Below are 18,422 nucleotides of genomic sequence, written 5' to 3' on the forward strand. Positions count from 1 at the left end.
TTGCCGACGATGAACCCTAGCTTTTTGCCCCTTTCACGCGTCCAAAGCGATTTCAATTCGAACAGTTCGCCTTTTGGAAGAGTTCAATGTCGCTTCGGTGACAGGTGCAACTTGGAGAATGAGCCATTGCATATTTTATGCTTTGGGTTGAAAAGGGCTTTTGAAACGGCCTTATCACTATGGTAGGGTTTAGCGGTTAAGATCGATCGCAAGTTAAGTGTTTGGAGTAGCAGCAAATTGTCGAATTTGGTGCGTAAGGTTTTTGTTGGGGTATCATTGGGGGCTGCGCTATCTTTGGCTGCGGCGCCCGCTTTTGCGTTCGATTTTGGGCAACTTTGGCCGTTTGGCGGCGGTGAAGCCCGCGTGAGCAATGCTGCTGAGGTGACCCCGGTCGCCGGTGAAGTGCGCTACGCGACGCAAATTCAAGTTGATAAGGCCGAGCTGGAACAAGTGATTGCGGATGCTTCGCTGTTGGTTGGTGATCAGGGCGAGGCGCCGGAAGATAGCGTGAGCCTGTTGACCCGCGCGCAGGTCGATCAAAAACGTATTGTTGCCGCACTTTATGGTGAGGCCCATTATGGTGCCGTGCTGACCATTCTTATTGATGGGGTGCCGTTGGATCAGGTGCCGTTGGACATCAATTTGCAAGGCAAAGTGGCGCAGGTGACCATTCAAGTGGATGCCGGGTCCCAATTTGTGTTTGCGGCGCCAGATGTGCGCGTGAATGACCAACCGCTGGTGGTTGCCGATTATGGATTGCGGGCAGGCGAAATCGCCAAATCGGATGCCATCCTTAGCGCGCAGAATGCTATTCTGACGGAGTGGCGCGAAAAGGGTTATGCTTTCGCTGAAGTGGTGGACCGCACCATTGAAGCTGATCACAGCGTCAATCAATTGGACGTTTTGCTGCGCATTGAGACGGGCCAATTGGCCCATATCGGCGATGTGCGGGTGAGTGGCGCAAAAGATATGCGCGAAGACACCATCATTGAAATTGCTGATTTGCCGCGCGGTGAGATTTATCGACCACAGACCATCAAACGTGCGACACGCGATCTGCAAGAGCTTGGCGTGTTTAACAGTGTTGTGATCAAACGCGAGCGGCGTGCGGATCGGCCAGATCTTGTGGACCTCGTTATCGAGGTTAGCGAGCGCAAGCCGCGCACCATAGGCGTGGGTGCCACCATCGGCAACACCGATGGATTGGGTGTTGAAGGTTTCTGGGTGCACCGCAATCTATTTGGCGGCGCGGAAAAAGTGCGCGTTGAAGGGTCGGTCAATCGCATTGGCCAAGGTGGCCTTGATAAAATGGATTTCCACACGGCGTTGGTTTATTTCAAACCGAATGCTTTTGGCCCGAAAACAAGTTTTGAAGGCAAAATATCGTTCGATATTGAGAACCCAAAGGCCTTTACAAAGCGTGGCGGCAAAATTGAAACCAGCCTCAGCCATCAGATAAATGACGATTTGAGTGTTCGGGGCGGTTTGACGGGTGAATATGCTGTGTTGACGGTTGATGGCGTGACCACCAATCAGTCGATCATATCGGCGCCATTTGAATTGACCTATGACACGCGGGATAATTCGCTAAACCCAACCGAAGGCTTTTTCGCGGTCGCCTATGCTGAGCCGACCTATGCGATTGCTAATCAAGCGCAATTTATCAAAACCTCAGTGAAAGCCAGTACCTATTATGCCTTTGATGATGAGGCGAAGCTTGTGCTTGCGGGGCGCGTGGCGGCCGGATCTATCATTGGGGCGGATTTGGCTGATGTGCCGGTTGATCGGCGGTTCTTTGCCGGCGGCGCTGGGTCTATCCGTGGCTATGCGTTCCAAGCGGCAGGGCCGCGCACCCTGTCTGGCAATCCTTCGGGCGGCCTATCGTTCCTCGAAACCTCGGTTGAGGCGCGTTATCGCGTGACCGAGCAAGTCGGGGTGGTTGGCTTTGTGGATATGGGCGGTGCCTTTACGTCAAGCGTGCCCGGCCAGGGCGGCGACTTATACACTGGCGTTGGTGTAGGCGTGCGTTATTTGACCCCGTTGGGGCCCATTCGGGCTGATTTGGCCATTCCTTTGAAAAATATTTCTGGGGAACCAAATTATGGCTTATATCTTGGTATAGGACAGGCTTTTTAGAAGCTGAACCCAACCAAAGGCACCTTTATGAATGCGGCTAAAATCTGGATTTGGCGGATTACGCTTCCCCTTGTGGTGGCGGTTGCGTTGGCGCTTGGTGCTGTTTCATTTTTGTTGCTCACCGCGCCAGGGCGCGACTTTACCGCTGATTATATCGCGCGAACCGCGAGCACTGAGGACCAGCAAATTGAAATTTCCGGCCTCAGGCAAGTTTTGGGCGACAAACTTCGCATTGACGAAGTGCGGGTTTTGGACAAGCAGGGGGTGTGGGTCGAGCTCAAAGATGTGCAGCTAGACTATCAGTTTCGACAGCTCTTTTCTCGCAGATTGATGTTGGACAAGCTGGTGGTGGGGCAGGTGCATGTCAGCCGGTTCCCAGAGGCTGCGCCCAATGAGACGCCGGCCGAAGGTGGGTTTAAGCTGCCGCAACAATTGTTGCCGGATCCGCTGCGCGCTGCCGACATCAATCAAATCGATATTCAGGACATCATTTTGGATGCCCCTGTGTTGGGGGTCGCACGCCGATTATCGCTGCACGGCAATATTGACGCACGCAACGCGCCCTTGACCACGGAAGGTGATTTGCGCCTGATGTCTGCTGACCGGGATGTGCCGATCATGCAAGCCGATTGGTCGATCGCGCCGCAAGCGGATGGGTTTGGTTTGAACCTGCGCATTGACGAATCCGGCAATGGTTTTTTTGCTGATTTGATCGACATTCCGGGTCGGCCAGCATTTGAAGCAGAAATCGCGACGCGTGGCCCCCTTTCTGCCTTGGCGGCAGACCTTAAAGTTGCGTTGGATGGTCGGGAAACAGCTGTTGGGCAATTGCTCCTCAATCTGGAAGGTGAAGACCAGGGGCTTGAGGCTGACTTGCAAGGCCAACTGGCGCCGCTTATGCCAGACATGTTGGTGCCGTTTGTGGCGGGCAATTCCGAGCTCACTCTCCGCGCAGCGCGGCAGGCCGATGGCCAGTTTGTGATCGACACGGCGCGATTTGCATCGGCGCTCACGACGTTCAGCGCTTCAGGCACCTATGCCACAGACAATGTTGATTTGGCGCTTGAAGGGCGTTTTGGCGATGCCGAGACCGAAGTCGCGTTTAATCCAAACGGACAAAGTGAATTTCGTCTGGGTGCGGTGACGCTGGATGGGAAATTGAACGGGCCATTGGCCGGCGTAACATTGCAGCTTGAGGGCGCATTGGCGCAGTTTGACAGCGCACAGGCTTCGGTGCGCGATGCCCAATTTGTGCTGACTGCCGAAGCGTTTGATCTTAATGAGCCGCGTGGGGCCATGCGTTTCGCTGCGCGTGCCGAAGCAGCGCAGATCGACAATCCGCAGATCGATCCCTTGCTTGAGGGGCCCATTACGCTTGAAACCGCCCTCGATATCACGCCGGACCAAATCGCGTTCAATGGGCTCGCGCTGAAAAGCCAGGCGATGAATGCGGCCGGGCAAGGTGCGTTCGAGCTAAAAACGCAGAATTTGTGGGCTGAGGTGGACGCAAAAATTGATGGCGCGGCGCGCGGCATTTATAGCCAGTTGTTCGCCGATGGCACCGCTGATATTGAGCTGCGTTTCGTTCGCGATGGGCAAAAGCTGGCGGCCGAGCGTTTGATTATCGGTAGCCCCAACCTCAATGCAGAGCTGAGCGCCGAATTGACGGGCGAGGGAATTGGGGCAAAGGGCCAATTGGGGTTTGCTGAGCTGGCAGCTTTCGACCCGCGTCTGCAAGGGCAGGCGCGTTTTGATCTTGATGCATCGGGCACATTGGCCGATCCGCAATTGAAGTTGCAGTTGACCAGCGACGGTGTCGCTCTTGAAGGCGAACCGCTGGACGATCTGAGCGGGACGATTGAAGGCGGGTTTGCCGATGGCGTGCGCATAGATGTTTCCGCCAATTATCGCCAATCGCCTGTAGCGATCAAGGCTGAGTTTATGCAGCAGGAGGATGGCCGGCGGATGGTTCGCGATCTGGTGGCCGAGTTGCCGGGCGGTCGTGCCCAAGGGGCCCTAGTGATTGGAAATGACGGGCTGTTGGATGGTAGTCTTAATCTTGATTTTCCGGATTTGAAGGAACTGGCACCGCTATTGTTGCAGGACCAAATGGCGGGCAATCTTAAAGGCAGCTTGGTGCTTGAAGCTTTGGACGGGAAGCAGAATGCGACGCTGAAGCTGCAGTCGGATAGTTTATCGGCGGCGACAGTGACCGCGCAGAATACCTTTATTGATGCGCAGGCAAAAGATGTGTTCGGCGAATTGCTGCTTGCGGCAAACACAAATATCGAAACAGTTGAAATCGCCAATGAGCGATTGAGCGATCTACGTTTTGACGTGCAAAGCGAAGGGGAGACCTATCCCTTTGTGTTGCAGGGCACTTATGCGGGCGAGGCGGTGCGGGCTGCGGGCGCAGGGCAGTTGAGTGAAGCGGGTGCCGGCGTGACGCTTTCAGAATTGAGCGGCCGCTATCAAAATATACCATTGCGTTTGGCGGAGCCTGCGCAAATCGATCAAGGGGCTGAGGGCATCGCAATTGATCTACCCGAGTTGAGGGTGGGGCCTGGCCGTGTGTCTGCGAATGGCTCGATCGGCGATCAGCTTGATATAGATGTGCGATTGACAGATATCCCGCTGAATTTGGTGGAAAATGTTGCCAGCACGGGACAGGCTCTTGAAGGTAATTTAACGGCAACCGCCAAAATCACAGGTGCGCCAGCAAATCTGAAAATTGACTATCAATATCAGGCTCAAGGGGTTTCTGTGGCGCTCAGTCGATCCAACCAATTGGCAGCGCTCTCCCTGACTGGGAATGGGGAGCTAGCCAACAATCAGTTGGTGATGGAGAATGATATTGGTGGCGGCGGTGCGTCTGCCAGGGCGAACGGTCGGATAAATCTCCATTCCAAGGCATTGAATGTGGATGTTACGGGGCAGTTGCCATTTGAATATTTGGCGCGGCCACTGTCGCGATCTGGTATCCGGCTGACCGGTGCAGCTGCTGTTAATGCGCAAATTTCGGGCAGCTTGGATGTGCCGCGCTATCAAGGGCAGATCAACACCAGTGACGCGCGGCTTTTGGATGTGGCATCGAAAGTCTCGGTTTCGGGCATTTCCGGCACCATCGCGCTCAACAATGATCGCGCGCAAGTGGTCGAGTTAAACGGCATCATTGGCGGCGGTGGGCAATTGTCGATCACTGGCGAGACATCGCTACGCGCAGCGGATAATCTACAAAGTGATTATGCCATTCGTGTTCGCAATGGATCATATGAAGATGGCACGCTTTCAACCCAGTTTAATGCCGATTTGACCTTGAAAGGTCCACTGGCCACAGGCGGATCGATTGGTGGTGTTGCCAATATTGATCAGGCCAGCATTGTAATTCCTGAGCAGCTGGGCGGCGGTGTGTCGCCTGTTGATATTCAACATAAGGGCGCCTCGGGTGCGGTGCAAAAGCAAGCGGCGGAGTTGGCCCCCAAACCATCGTCGGCGGGTGCTACTGGCGGCATGAATTTGGATATTCAGGTTAATGCCCCGCGGCGCATTTATGTGCGCGGTCGTGGCGTTGACGCAGAGTTGGGCGGCCAGATGCGTATTTTGGGCACAACGGGTAAGCCGTCGCCATCCGGGCAAATTAGCCTGCTGCGTGGGCGAGTTGACTTGCTGACCAAGCGTTTTGATTTTGACACAGGGCGGGTCACGTTCCGTGGCACCATGGACCCCTCGTTAAACTTCAGCGCCAGCACGCGCAGTGATGGCTATATCTATTCCATCATCGTGCAGGGTTATGCATCGGCGCCAGAATTTTCATTCCAATCAACCCCCAGCTTGCCGCAAGATGAAGTGGTGGCCAATTTGTTCTTTGGCAAGAGCCTTGGGGAACTGTCGCCGTTGCAATTGGCACAATTGGCCAATGCGGTAGCGACCCTGAACGGCTCCAATTCCGGGCCAGGTTTGCTTGATCGATTGCGCTCGTTGGCGGGGGTCGACAATATCGACATTAAGAGCAATGAGCAGGGCGAAACCACCGTCGGCGTGGGCGCTTATTTGAATGATCGCACCTATGTGAATGTGGAAAAGGGCAGCAGGGCCGAAGACGATAAGGTGACGATTGACCTTGAAATTACAGATAGTTTGAAGGCGCGCGGTGAAACCTCTGGCGATGGCAACACCGAGGCCGGTATCTTTTTTGAACGCGACTATTAAGGCTGGGCACAGTTGATTATTCGGGCCGGGCTGCGTACCAGTGTGTCATGATTATTCTCGACAACATCATTTCCGACCGTGGATCTAAATATGCGGTTTCAGGCGGTCCGTGTCATTCGCCCGATGATGCCAAGGCGTTTTTGAAGCAGCTTAAACGCAAGAAGAAATTTGCCAAGGCGACTCACAACACATGGGCTGTGATTTGTGGCGACGAAGAGATTAAAAATGATGATGGCGAGAGCGGCGCGGGCATGATCATATTGCAAATGCTGGCGCGTGAAAAACTGCATAACCACATCATTGTGGTGACGCGCTGGTATGGCGGCAAGCATTTGGGCGGCGATCGCTTCCGTCATGTGAAGGAAGCGGTGCGCACCTATCTTGACGAACTTTAGGTGAACTTTCGGAAGAATTTTGTGCGGTCAAACATGACTTCCAATTCTTCCATGCGCTGACGCGTTTCGGGCCAAGTGCGGGTTTGCACGTCGGCAATAATGGTTTCCACCAACAACATCATGGTCACGGAACTGTCCCACGCGGACGGCACGACAATTTTAAGGCTGAAGGTGTGGTCGGCCAGTTTGGCGATCGGCGAATGCCATTGGTCCGTAAACAAAACGATTTTTGCGCCCGCTTCAGCCGCCATCTCCGCGAGGCGCAGGGTGCTGGTTTCATAGCGGCGCACGTCGAAAATAACGATCACATCGTCTTTTTTAATGTCGAGCAGATAATGCGGCCACGCATTGGAGATCGCTTGAATGTGGGTCACATCTTTGCGCAGCACTTGCATGTGTAAGAAAAAATAGTCCGCCAATGATCGGGTGATGCGCCCGCCCACCACGAACAGTGAACGCGATGTGTCGGCAAGCATTTTGCAGGTTTGATCGAATGTTTCGATATCCAATTGACCCAGTGAATGGCGGATATTTTCAATCACCGCTTCGGTGAATTTGTTGACAATATGCTCGTTGGGCGCTTGCCCAGCCCATGTGTCGTGTTTGGCGATGGGGTCGGAAATTGTGGCTTCAACTTCGTTGCGCAAGGCCGCTTGAAAGTCTGGAAACCCGGAAAAGCCAATTTTTTTGACCAGTCGCGCGACTGTAGGCGTGGAGACCCCGGCGCTCTTGGCGACAGCAGTGATTGAGCCCAAGCCTGACACTGGATAATTCACCAATAATGACTGGGAAAGCTGGCGCTCTGCCCGGGTCAGATGGTCTGCATTGTTTTGCAACAACTCAGCGACAGTGCTGGTGCTTTTTGACACGACAAAATCTCCATTTCTTTTGGTTTATCAACAAACGAAATGAATATGAAGAAAAGATTTCAGAAAAGATATTGACAGGCTGGGTCTTGGTGAAGAAATATATACAGACGAGGAGTGGTTGTGCATATTTCTTCAGGAAAACCAAAACACATGAATTCAGAATTTGAGGCCGTGCGGTTGGAAAATCCGGACGGTACGTCGCCAGTTCTTTTGATTTGCGAACACGCATCCAATTTCTTCCCGGTGCAGTTTGATGGGCTGGGATTGAAGCCAGAGGTGCAGCAAAGCCATGTGGCTTGGGATCCCGGTGCCTATGAAGTGATGCGGCGCATGGGCGAACAGCTCAATGCCAAAATGATTGTGGGCGGCGTTTCGCGGTTGGTTTATGATTGCAACCGCCCGCCAGAGGCGAAAGATGCGGTGCCGGTGCGTAGCGAAGTTTTTGATGTGCCCGGCAACCAGAATTTGAGCGTGGACCAGTATATGGAGCGGGTGGAGCTTTGTTACACGCCGTTCCACAAGCAGGTGGCGCAAGCTATAAGCTGGTCGAAAGTGCCGCCAGTGATTGTGACCATCCATAGCTTTACGCCGGTCTATTTTGGTACGCACCGCGAAACAGAAGTCGGCATTTTGCATGATGAAGACACGCGGTTGGCGGATGCGATGCTGGCCGTAGCGGGTGAGTTGTCCGATCTTAAGATCGAGCGTAATGAGCCATATGGCCCTGAAGATGGGGTGACTTATACGCTAAAGCGGCATGGGCTTGAGAATAATCTTTTGAACGTGATGATTGAAGTGCGCAATGATCTGATCAAGACGGATGCGCAGCAAGCCGAGATGGCGCGATTGCTGGCCGAAATGGTGCAGCGGGCGTTGGCGCAACTTGATGAGGCGAGCAAGGGGGAGGCGAGCTAATGCTATCAATGATGGGCAAATATGTCCGCGTTGTAGATGCGATCAATTATCGGATGGGCCGACTGATCATGTACTTCATCTTCGTGATGATGGGCATTTTGCTGTGGTCCTCGATTTCAAAAACATTCTTTTTGCCCTCGCTCTGGACGCTGGAAATGGCTCAGTTCGCCATGGTGGCGTACTACATTTTGGGTGGCCCCTATTCCCTGCAAATGGGGTCCAATGTGCGCATGGATTTGTTTTATGGCGCTTGGTCGGACAAGAAGAAGGCGCAGATCGATGCGATCACCGTGTTCTTTTTGATCTTCTATTTGGGCGTCATGCTTTATGGCGCTTATGACAGCACCAGCTATTCCTTCCAATATGGGGAACGTAGCCCCACCGCATGGCGGCCCTATTTGTGGCCGATCAAAGTTGTGATGTGTTTTGGCATTTTCATGATGCTTTTGCAGTCAATCTCCGAACTGTTCAAAGACATTGCCACCCTTAAAGGAGTGAAGCTTTAATGCCTTATGAGTTGATTGCCATCTTTATGTTTGCCTCGATGATGCTGATGCTCATGACCGGGCAGCGCGTGTTCGGGGCGATTGGGGCGGTGGCCGCAGTGGCTGCGATTTTCCTATGGGGTACTGGCGGGTCAGATATTCCGTTTTCATCGGCCATGAAGCTGATGAAATGGTATCCGCTTTTAACCCTGCCCATGTTCATTTTTATGGGCTATGTGCTCTCAGAATCCAAAATTGCTGACGATCTTTACCGCATGTTCCATGTGTGGATGGGACCGATCAATGGCGGCTTGGCCATCGGCACCATCGGCTTGATGGTGTTGGTTTCGGCCATGAATGGCTTGTCAGTGGCGGGTATGGCGATTGGCGCGACCATTGCGCTGCCGGAATTGCTGCGCCGTGGCTATGACAAGCGCATGGTCACTGGGGTGATCCAAGCGGGCTCCTCGCTCGGGATTTTGGTGCCGCCATCTGTGGTGTTGGTGCTTTATGCGATGATCGCGCGGGCGCCTGTGGGCCAATTGTGGTTGGCGGGTGTGGTGCCGGGCTTGATCATGGCGGGCCTGTTTATCCTTTACATCTATATCCGCTGTCGTATTCAGCCGGAGCTTGGGCCTGCGCTTAAAGAAGAAGATCGTGACGTGACAACGGCCGAAAAATATCGGTTGTTGGGCGCTGGGATACTGCCGATTACCATTTTTGCGGCGATGATGGTGCCGTTTATCAATGGCTGGACAAGCCTTGTGGAAAGTTCGGCCATTGGGGCGATCACAGCGTTTCTCGCGGCGGTGCTGAAGGGTCGGATGAACCGGAAGGTATTTGAAACTTCGGTGCGGCAGACTTTGCTGATTTCGTGCATGTTTATGTGGATCATTTTGGCGGCGTTGGGCTTTGGCGCGGTGTTTGACGGTTTGGGCGCGGTGCGCGCGATTGAAAGCCTGTTCACCGAGCAATTAGGCCTTAATCCCTGGGTGATCCTGATCATCATGCAGCTTTCATTCCTGCTGATGGGCACGTTTCTGGACGACACAGCGATGCTGGTGATTGTTGCACCGCTCTATGTGCCGCTGGTCGCCGCGCTCGGCTTTGATCTGGTCTGGTATGGGGTGCTTTACACCATCACCACGCAGATCGCTTATATGACGCCGCCCTTTGGCTACAATTTGTTCTTGATGCGGGCCATGGCGCCACCTGAAATCACCCTCAAAGATATTTACGGCTCGATCCTGCCGTTTGTGCTGGTGATGATATTGGCGCTTGGCTTGATCATGGCCTTTCCGCAACTGGCACTCTGGCTGCCGGAAACGGTTTACGGAAAATAACCCACTAATAAGACCCAGAAAATGGGCGTTCAACGCTTCAAACAAGGAGAAGGAAATGACCAACAGACGTAAGTTTCTAGCCGGTGCCGCGATGGCCCCAGCCGCAGCTTTGGCCACACCAGCCATTGCGCAAAACAAGATCCGCTGGCGGATGCAGACATATGCTGGCCCAGCTTTGGCTGAACATGTGATCAAGCCTGCCATCGACAGCTTTAACAAAATTGCTGGCGATGAGATGGAAATCGAATTGTTCTTCGCTGACCAACTCGTCCCAACAGGCGAGTTGTTCCGTGCCATGCAAAAAGGTACAATTGACGCTGTGCAGTCGGATGATGACTCCATGGCCTCACCGACAGAAGTGACCGTTTTCGGCGGTTATTTCCCGTTTGCCAGCCGTTATTCTTTGGACGTGCCGGTACTGTTCAACCAATATGGTTTGAATGAAATCTGGGACGAAGAATATTCCAAAGTTGGTGTGAAACACCTTTCTGCTGGTGCATGGGACCCATGTCACTTCGCGACAAAAGACCCGATCAATAGCCTTGAAGATCTCAAGGGCAAACGTGTCTTTACCTTCCCGACAGCTGGTCGCTTTTTGAGCCAGTTCGGTGTGGTGCCTGTCACCTTGCCATGGGAAGATATTGAGGTTGCCGTGCAAACGGGTGAGTTGGATGGTGTGGCCTGGTCAGGCATCACTGAGGATTACACAGTGGGCTGGGCCGATGTGACCAACTACTTCCTCACCAACAACATTTCTGGTGCGTGGGCAGGGTCATTCTTTGCCAATATGGATCGCTATCAAGAGCTTCCAGAGCATCTGAAAGAGTTGTTGAAAATTACCATGGACAGCTCTCACTATTATCGCCAATGGTGGTATTGGGGCGGTGAAGCTTCACTGCGTGTACACGGCGAGAAGATGCAACTCACAACCATTCCAGACAAAGAATGGGAGCAGGTTGAAACGGCGGCTTTGGAGTTTTGGGATGAGATTGCAGCGCAATCTGAAACCAAAGCGAAAGTGGTTGAAATCTTCAAAAAGTACAATGCGGACATGCAAAAAGCAGGTCGTCCGTATCGCTACAACACATAATTCAACTGGCCCCGGGGTGTGCAACTTGCCATCCCGGGGCATATTGCCAATTTGAAAATGACGGACCAGACATATGCCGGGTAATTTATCATTTGAGACACTGAAAGAACTGGTCAAAAGCGGTGAGGTGGACACCGTAATTGCGGCGCTGCCCGACATGCAGGGGCGGTTGATGGGCAAGCGGTTTCACGCGGTTCATTTTGTGGAAAGCGCATGGGAAGAAACTCATTGCTGCAACTATCTTTTGGCAACCGATTTAGAAATGCATACGGTGGAAGGCTATAAAGCCACCAGCTGGCAATCTGGCTATGGCGATTATGTGATGCAGCCGGATATGACCACTTTGCGCCTGGTGCCCTGGCTTGAAGGTACAGCGATGGTGTTGTGCGATGTGCTGGACCACCACACCCATGAAGAAATTCCCCATTCGCCGCGCGCGGTGCTGAAAAAGCAGATCGCCCGGTTGAACGCATTGGGCTTTGAAGCCATGACCGCGACCGAGTTGGAGTTCTTTATCTTTGAAAAGAGCTTTGATGAGGTGCGCAAGTCTGGCTTTAGTGAACTAGAGCCGATCAGCGGCTATAATGAAGATTATCATATCCTGCAAACCACCAAAGAAGAGTCGGTGATGCGCCCCTTGCGCAACCATCTCTATGCGGCGGGCATTCCGATTGAGAACTCAAAAGGGGAAGCCGAGGCCGGGCAGGAAGAGTTGAACATTCGCTATGGCGAAGCGTTGGATTGTGCGGACAATCACACCATTGCCAAACATGCAGCGAAAGAGATTGGCTGGCAACAGGGCCATGCGGTGAGCTTCTTGCCCAAATGGCATCATGACCGTGTGGGCAGTTCGTCTCACGTGCACCAGTCGCTTTGGCAAGATGGCAGCAATGCCTTTTATGACCCCAATGCCGAGTTGGGCATGTCTGAACTGATGCGCAATTATATGGCCGGGCTGATCAAATATGCGCCAGACTATACCTATTTTCTGGCGCCTTATATCAACAGCTATAAGCGCTTCCAGAAGGGCACCTTTGCCCCGACCAAGACCGTCTGGTCTGTCGATAATCGCACGGCGGGTTTCCGCTTGTGTGGCGATGGCACCAAGGCCATTCGGGTGGAATGTCGCATTGGCGGATCAGATTTGAACCCTTATCTGGCGGTGGCGGCTCAATTGGCGGCCGGCATTAAGGGCATTGAAGAGAAAATGGAGCTGGCGTCCGCCACATCTGGCGATGTGTATGAGGCGCAAAAGGCAAATGAGATTCCGCAGACCTTGCGGGCGGCAATGGTGACGTTGGACAAGTCCGACATGTTGCGCGCGGCGTTTGGTGATGCGGTGGTTGACCATTATGTGCGTGCCGCAGAATGGGAACAGGAAGAGTTTGATCGGGTGGTGACGGATTATGAAATCGCCCGTGGGTTTGAAAGAGCGTAATATATGACCAAAAATGTGACATGTATCTCTCCGATTGACGGGTCGGTTTATGCCGAACGTCCGGTGCTGAGCGAAAGTGATGCGAAAGCGGCTGTGGCCAAGGCTGCGGAGGCGCAAAAGGCCTGGGCCAAGCGCCCATTGGACGAGCGCATTGCACTGGTGCGCGCGGGCATTGCCAAAGTGGGCGAGATGAATGACCAGATTGTTGAAGAACTGGCGTGGCAAATGGGCCGCCCAGTGCGCTTTGGTGGCGAGTTTGGCGGCTTTGAAGAGCGTGGCCTGCATATGGCCAATATCGCCGAAAAGGCATTGGCCCCGATCGAGATTGAAGAAAGCGACCAGTTCTCGCGCTATATTGAGCGCATTCCGCACGGGGTCGTGCTCGTGGTGGCGCCGTGGAACTATCCTTATATGACCGCCATCAACACCGTTGCACCTGCCTTGATTGCGGGCAACAGCGTGATGTTGAAACATGCCTCGCAAACCTTGCTGGTGGGCGAACGGATGGCTGAAGCGTTCCATGCGGCTGGTGTGCCGGAAGAAGTGTTCCAGAACGTCTTTTTGGATCATGACACCACTTCTGCCTTGATCGCAGCGAGGTCATTCGGTTTTGTGAACTTTACCGGCTCAGTGGGCGGTGGCGTGGCCATGGAAAAAGCGGCGGCAGGCACCTTTACCGGTGTGGGCACCGAGTTGGGCGGCAAAGACCCCGGCTATGTGATGGAAGATGCGGATGTGGACGCGGCTGTCGCGACATTGATTGATGGCGCCATGTTCAATTCCGGCCAGTGCTGTTGTGGCATTGAGCGGATTTATGTGGCTGAGAGCCTGTTCGACGAGTTTGTCGAAAAGTCTGTGAAGCTGGTGTCGAGCTATAAGTTGGGCAACCCGCTCGACAGTGAGACCACCATTGGTCCGATGGCGCATAAGCGCTTTGCCGAAGAAGTGCGGGCGCAAACCAACGAAGCCATTGCGGCAGGGGCGAAGCCGTTGATTGATCCGGCGCTGTTCCCTGAAGATGATGGCGGTGCTTATCTGATGCCGCAAATTTTGGTGAATGTGGATCATTCCATGCGGGTGATGCGCGACGAAAGCTTTGGGCCGGTTGTGGGCATCATGAAGGTCAAAGACGATGACGAAGCCATCAAGCTGATGAATGACAGTGAGTTTGGCCTGACCGCAGCGCTTTGGACCAAAGATATTGTGCGGGCCAAACGTATTGGCGACCAGATTGAAACCGGCACCGTGTTTATGAACCGGGCCGACTATCTGGATCCCGCCCTGTGCTGGACCGGCTGCAAAAACACCGGACGCGGCGGTGGTCTTTCCGAGATTGGCTATCACAATCTGACCCGTCCGAAATCTTATCATTTGAAGAAAGCCTAAAGAATGAAACTAGTTGGCAATTGGAATTATCCAACACCGATCCGGTTCGGTGCTGGGCGTATTGTTGAAATCGCGGATGCATGCGCAGCGGCAGGCATTAAAAAGCCTTTGCTGGTGAGCGATAAGGGCTTGGCCAATCTGGAGATCACCACCAAAACACTCGACTTGCTGGACAAGGCCGGGCTTGGCCGCGCCATGTTTTCCGAAGTTGATCCCAACCCGAATGAGATGAATCTTGAGGCGGGGCTGACGCAATATCGCGAAGGTGGGCATGATGGGGTGATCGCCTTTGGCGGCGGCTCAGCACTGGATCTGGGCAAAGTTATTGCCTTTATGGCCGGGCAAACGCGCCCGATTTGGGACTTTGAGGATATTGGCGACTGGTGGACCCGCGCCGATGCGGATGCGATTGCGCCGATTGTGGCGGTGCCAACAACAGCGGGCACCGGCTCTGAAGTGGGCCGTGCTTCAGTGATCACCAATTCGGTGACCCATGAGAAAAAGATCATCTTCCACCCGAAAATTCTGCCTGCGGTGGTGATCTGTGACCCGGAACTGAGCGTCGGCATGCCGCCCTTTATCACGGCGGGTACGGGCATGGATGCGTTCGCACACTGTCTTGAAGCGTTCTGTTCGCCGCATTATCACCCGATGAGCCAGGGCATTGCGCTTGAGGGCCTGCGGCTGGTGAAAGAGAATTTGCCAAAGGCCTATAAGGACCGGTCTGACATTGAAGCGCGGGCACATATGATGTCTGCTGCGGCGATGGGCTCCACAGCCTTCCAGAAGGGCCTTGGTGCCATTCACGCGCTGTCGCACCCGATTGGCGCGGTGCACAACACCCACCACGGCACCACCAACGCGGTGGTGATGCAGCCTGTGCTGCAGTTTAACCGGCCCGCGGTGGAAGATCGTCTGGCCATGGCCGCGAACTATCTGGGCATTTCGGGAGGCTTTGACGGGTTTTATGCCTTTGTGGGTGAACTCAACGACAATTTGGGCATTCCGAAAAACCTGACCGAACTGGGTATTGAAAATCCGGATTTGGACAAGCTGACCAAATCAGCCCTGCAGGACCCAAGCACCGGCGGCAATCCGGTTGAGATGACCTATGACAATACGCTTGATTTGCTGAAATCTTGCTTCTGACCCTCAGTCGTTCCCTGTAGACGACGACCTAGGCCGGCCACAATGTGGTCGGCCTTTTTTTGTCTGGATCGAAATCCTAGCTGGATTTGTCGCGCTTTTGGAACAGCAGGCTGGCCAGTCCCAAGATGGCCGACACCACGATCAGCAGCAGCGACACTGCGTTCAGCACCGGGGTGGAGCCCAGCTTCAAGCGGTCGAACATATTGATGGTGAGCGGCGCATCGGAGCCGACCAGCATCAAAGTGGTGTTGAAGTTTTCAAAGCTCATCAAAATGGCCACAACGCCTGCGCCGGCAATGGCGGGAAACAGGAAGGGCAGGGTGATCTGCCGGATCGCGCCCAGCCGTGTTGCGCCCAGATTAAGCGCGGCTTCTTCCAAAGACCTGTCGAATTTTTCCAGCCGCGCCGAGATCACCAAGGTGGCGAAGGTGGCGATAAAGCTGAACTGACCGAGGATCACCAACGGCAGGCCGGGACGCAGACCGTCGAACCACATGCCAGTAGCGTTTTCCAGATTGTTGGCTACGGCGTTGGAGAACACCAGAATGGAAATGCCCAGGATGATGCCGGGAATGATCAGCGGCAGCAGCATCAAGATATAGAAAAATTCCTTGAACTTGAAATCGTGCCGCACAAACAAAAAGGCATTGGTGGTGCCCACTGCGATGGAGAGCAGGGAAACCCAGAAGGCCACGAACATGGAGGTGCCGATGGAGCGCAAGATGGAGCGGTCATTAAACACGCCGATAAACGGGTCTTCATCGCCAAAGAACCATGCCCAGGTGAACCCTTCCCATGGCAGGGAGGGGAAGACGCTATTGTTGAACGCCATCAGGCACACCACGGTGAGCGGCAGCGCCAGATAGACAAAGAACAGCGTCACATAGGCGCGATAGGTCCATTTGAAGGTGTTGGATTGGGGAAGTGTTCTGATCATTTTACCGCCCCACTGTGTCGGTGAGGGATTGGCCGGATAGTTTAAGGCCAGCCCACACAATGGTTGAGGACAGGATCAAGAGCAGGAAGCCAAAGGCTGAGCCCAATTCCCAGTTAAAGCGGGTGATGAACTGATCATAGATCAGGCCGGTGAACCACAAACTGTCTTTGCCGCCCAAAAGGATCGGCGTGAGATAGTTGCCCAGCGACAGCATAAACACCACGATGCAGCCCGAAACGATGCCGGGCATAGCGTGGGGGATGATGATTTCGCGCAGGACCGTGAAGCCGTTGCCCCCGAGATCATAGCCCGCTTCAATCAGGCTGTCGTCGAGGCTATCCAGCGTTGTGACCAGCGGCACCACCATGAACAACATGGAGGTGTAGACAAGGCCGACCATAATGGCGGCATCATTGTACAGAAATTCGATTGGTTCTGAGGCGACGCCAATATATTGCAGGAACGACGAGAAGATGCCGGTTTCGCGCAACAGGATCATCCAGCCAAAGGTGCGCACCAGTTCGCTGACCCAGAAGGGAATAAGGCACATCAAAAACAAAGTGGTTTTGGTGCGGCCGCGGGTGAGCTTGGCGATGTAATAGGCGACGGGAAAGCCGATCAGCAGCGTTAGAAAGGTGGCCGAGATCGACATAAAGGCGGTGCGGGCAAAGGTGTTCCAGTAAAGCGGCTCGGTGAAAAACACCATATAATTGCCCAGGCCGGTCACATATTCGCGCACGCCGGTTTTGACGCTGATCGACACCAGAAACATAAAAATGTGAGGGATGATGATCAGCAGCGCCAGCCACAGTAGGAAGGGCGTGAACAGCAGATAAAGGCTGAGGCGAGAGTGAACGCTGTTCATTCTAACTCTCCTTATAGCAGCGGGTTTGCGCTGCTTCCCAGCCGATATAGACTTTGTCGCCTCTGGTGAGGTCGCGGAACTGCCCGGTTTGCGGGATCGCCACATTCAGCTCACCGCCGGATTTTTCTTCGCGCAGCAAGATGTGGCTGTTGGCGCCGTTAAACAGGATGTTTTCGATAATGCCCTGATTGAGATTTTCAACATTGTCGAGTTGGTCGGCGCTGGTGGCCAGCCGGATCGATTCCGGCCGCACATACACTTTGGCCTTGTCGCCTTGTTGCAGATTGCCGGAGGCGTCATGGCCCTTGATGTTCAACCCGTCATCACTGACCAGTGTGGCGGCATCACCATTGATGCTGTCCACTTTTGCGGTGAAGCTGTTGGCTTCGCCCACAAAGCCCGCGACAAAGGCTGTTTTGGGTTCGTGATAAAGCTCACGGGCAGCGCCCACCTGTTCGAACTCACCATGGTTCATCACCGCAATCTGATCGCTCATCACCAGCGCTTCAGATTGGTCATGGGTGATATAAACAAAGGTGGTGCCAAATTCTGATTGCAGCTTTTTCAGCTCAATTTTCATATGCTCGCGCAGCTTCAAATCGAGCGCGCCGAGGGGTTCGTCCAGCAGAAGGACATCAGGCTCCAGCACCATGCAGCGGGCAATGGCCACGCGCTGTTTCTGGCCGCCAGAAAGCTGGCTGATATGGCGACTGCCGACGCCCGGTAAGCCTACCCGTTCCAAAACGGTTTCTACACGCTTGGCAATATCTTCGCGCGGCACACCGCGCTGGCGCAGGCCAAAGCCCACATTGGCGGCAATATCCATCATGGGGAACAGCGCCAGATGCTGGAATACCATGGAGACGGGGCGCTTGTTGGGCGGTACGCCGATCATGGACTTGCCTTTGATCAGCAAATCGCCGCTGGAAGGCGTTTGAAAGCCGGCCACCATGCGCAACAGGGTGGTTTTACCGCAGCCGGACGGGCCCAATATCGAAAAGAAAGTGCCGGTGGGCACATTGAAACTGACATTATTGACCGCTTTGAAACCATCAAAATCTTTGTTGATGTTGCGGCATTCCAAATCAAATGCAGCAGCGGGATTGGTGTTTTGTGCAGAGGCAGGTTGCTGGCTCATTCAAGGCTCCGGCGATGCAAAAGAGGCGCGAAGTTCGCGCCTCTCTTTAAAGATTGATGTGCGTTCG

The 18,422-nt window shown here is 53.9% G+C and carries 14 protein-coding genes; 10 read left to right on the plus strand and 4 right to left on the minus strand.

Features of this window, described 5'->3' with window-relative positions; translation table 11 throughout:
* The first annotated feature begins 237 nt into the window (after positions 1-237).
* Genes MXMO3_RS05160 through MXMO3_RS05170 form a run of 3 tightly spaced genes read left to right on the plus strand, consistent with a single transcriptional unit; the run spans position 238 to position 6,740 of the window.
* Positions 238-2,136, plus strand: coding sequence for an autotransporter assembly complex protein TamA (locus MXMO3_RS05160; RefSeq protein ID WP_117395176.1), 1,899 nt, complete (start codon positions 238-240; stop codon positions 2,134-2,136).
* Between the two features lie 27 nt (positions 2,137-2,163).
* Entirely contained in the window at positions 2,164-6,345 is a 4,182-nt protein-coding gene (locus MXMO3_RS05165) for a translocation/assembly module TamB domain-containing protein (RefSeq protein WP_117395177.1), read from the plus strand.
* A 47-nt stretch (positions 6,346-6,392) separates the two neighbouring features.
* Positions 6,393-6,740, plus strand: coding sequence for a YigZ family protein (locus MXMO3_RS05170; RefSeq protein WP_117395178.1), 348 nt, complete (start codon positions 6,393-6,395; stop codon positions 6,738-6,740).
* Here MXMO3_RS05170 and MXMO3_RS05175 read toward each other — a convergent pair.
* On the minus strand, positions 6,737-7,609 hold the full coding sequence (locus tag MXMO3_RS05175) for a MurR/RpiR family transcriptional regulator (protein ID WP_117395179.1): 873 nt from the start codon (positions 7,607-7,609) through the stop codon (positions 6,737-6,739). The two genes, MXMO3_RS05170 and MXMO3_RS05175, sit on opposite strands and share 4 nt — an antisense overlap.
* Before the next feature lie 150 nt (positions 7,610-7,759).
* Here MXMO3_RS05175 and MXMO3_RS05180 point away from each other — a divergent pair, with 150 nt between their 5' ends.
* The 7 genes from MXMO3_RS05180 (at position 7,760) to MXMO3_RS05210 (ending at position 15,415) form a co-directional block, all read left to right on the plus strand.
* Entirely contained in the window at positions 7,760-8,524 is a 765-nt protein-coding gene (locus tag MXMO3_RS05180; protein ID WP_117395180.1) for an N-formylglutamate amidohydrolase, read from the plus strand.
* Entirely contained in the window at positions 8,524-9,030 is a 507-nt protein-coding gene (locus tag MXMO3_RS05185; protein WP_027834762.1) for a TRAP transporter small permease subunit, read from the plus strand. The genes MXMO3_RS05180 and MXMO3_RS05185 overlap by 1 nt, the downstream gene beginning before the upstream one ends.
* The gene (locus MXMO3_RS05190; RefSeq protein ID WP_027834761.1) at positions 9,030-10,352 is read left to right on the plus strand and encodes a TRAP transporter large permease; all 1,323 of its coding nucleotides are present in this window, start codon (positions 9,030-9,032) and stop codon (positions 10,350-10,352) included. Before MXMO3_RS05185 ends, MXMO3_RS05190 begins: the two co-directional genes overlap by 1 nt.
* A gap of 55 nt (positions 10,353-10,407) precedes the next feature.
* Positions 10,408-11,442, plus strand: a complete 1,035-nt coding sequence (locus MXMO3_RS05195; RefSeq protein ID WP_027834760.1) for a TRAP transporter substrate-binding protein — start codon at positions 10,408-10,410, stop codon at positions 11,440-11,442.
* A gap of 73 nt (positions 11,443-11,515) precedes the next feature.
* Positions 11,516-12,880, plus strand: coding sequence for a glutamine synthetase family protein (locus MXMO3_RS05200; RefSeq protein ID WP_117395181.1), 1,365 nt, complete (start codon positions 11,516-11,518; stop codon positions 12,878-12,880).
* 3 nt (positions 12,881-12,883) lie between these two features.
* A complete protein-coding gene (locus MXMO3_RS05205; protein WP_117395182.1) occupies positions 12,884-14,266 on the plus strand; it encodes an aldehyde dehydrogenase family protein in 1,383 nt (460 codons plus the stop codon).
* Positions 14,267-14,269: 3 nt separating this feature from the next.
* The gene (locus MXMO3_RS05210; RefSeq protein WP_117395183.1) at positions 14,270-15,415 is read left to right on the plus strand and encodes an iron-containing alcohol dehydrogenase; all 1,146 of its coding nucleotides are present in this window, start codon (positions 14,270-14,272) and stop codon (positions 15,413-15,415) included.
* Positions 15,416-15,491: 76 nt separating this feature from the next.
* Here the strand turns inward: MXMO3_RS05210 and MXMO3_RS05215 are convergent, their stop codons facing one another.
* The 3 genes from MXMO3_RS05215 to MXMO3_RS05225 are packed head-to-tail and all read right to left on the minus strand — an operon-like array spanning position 15,492 to position 18,355.
* Positions 15,492-16,352 (minus strand): ABC transporter permease, encoded by an 861-nt coding sequence (locus MXMO3_RS05215; RefSeq protein ID WP_117395184.1) that lies wholly within the window; start codon positions 16,350-16,352, stop codon positions 15,492-15,494.
* A gap of 1 nt (position 16,353) precedes the next feature.
* Positions 16,354-17,217: an ABC transporter permease gene (locus MXMO3_RS05220; RefSeq protein WP_117395185.1), complete on the minus strand. Its 864-nt coding sequence runs from the start codon at positions 17,215-17,217 to the stop codon at positions 16,354-16,356.
* Between the two features lies 1 nt (position 17,218).
* Positions 17,219-18,355 carry an ABC transporter ATP-binding protein gene (locus MXMO3_RS05225; RefSeq protein WP_051213581.1) on the minus strand — a complete coding sequence of 379 codons (1,137 nt, stop codon included), beginning with the start codon at positions 18,353-18,355 and terminating at the stop codon, positions 17,219-17,221.
* Positions 18,356-18,422 lie beyond the last annotated feature (67 nt).

Origin of the sequence: Maritalea myrionectae (assembly GCF_003433515.1) — a bacterium.
Classification (GTDB): Bacteria; Pseudomonadota; Alphaproteobacteria; order Rhizobiales; family Devosiaceae; genus Maritalea; species Maritalea myrionectae.

Bases quoted from the DNA above. Each gene is read 5' to 3' on its own strand.
- MXMO3_RS05215 (WP_117395184.1), bottom strand. From the start codon at position 16,352: ATGATCAGAACACTTCCCCAATCCAACACCTTCAAATGGACCTATCGC.
- MXMO3_RS05180 (WP_117395180.1), top strand. From the start codon at position 7,760: ATGAATTCAGAATTTGAGGCCGTGCGGTTGGAAAATCCGGACGGTACG.
- MXMO3_RS05225 (WP_051213581.1), bottom strand. From the start codon at position 18,355: ATGAGCCAGCAACCTGCCTCTGCACAAAACACCAATCCCGCTGCTGCA.
- MXMO3_RS05200 (WP_117395181.1), top strand. From the start codon at position 11,516: ATGCCGGGTAATTTATCATTTGAGACACTGAAAGAACTGGTCAAAAGC.
- MXMO3_RS05195 (WP_027834760.1), top strand. From the start codon at position 10,408: ATGACCAACAGACGTAAGTTTCTAGCCGGTGCCGCGATGGCCCCAGCC.
- MXMO3_RS05185 (WP_027834762.1), top strand. From the start codon at position 8,524: ATGCTATCAATGATGGGCAAATATGTCCGCGTTGTAGATGCGATCAAT.
- MXMO3_RS05190 (WP_027834761.1), top strand. From the start codon at position 9,030: ATGCCTTATGAGTTGATTGCCATCTTTATGTTTGCCTCGATGATGCTG.
- MXMO3_RS05210 (WP_117395183.1), top strand. From the start codon at position 14,270: ATGAAACTAGTTGGCAATTGGAATTATCCAACACCGATCCGGTTCGGT.
- MXMO3_RS05170 (WP_117395178.1), top strand. From the start codon at position 6,393: ATGATTATTCTCGACAACATCATTTCCGACCGTGGATCTAAATATGCG.
- MXMO3_RS05205 (WP_117395182.1), top strand. From the start codon at position 12,884: ATGACCAAAAATGTGACATGTATCTCTCCGATTGACGGGTCGGTTTAT.
- MXMO3_RS05165 (WP_117395177.1), top strand. From the start codon at position 2,164: ATGAATGCGGCTAAAATCTGGATTTGGCGGATTACGCTTCCCCTTGTG.
- MXMO3_RS05220 (WP_117395185.1), bottom strand. From the start codon at position 17,217: ATGAACAGCGTTCACTCTCGCCTCAGCCTTTATCTGCTGTTCACGCCC.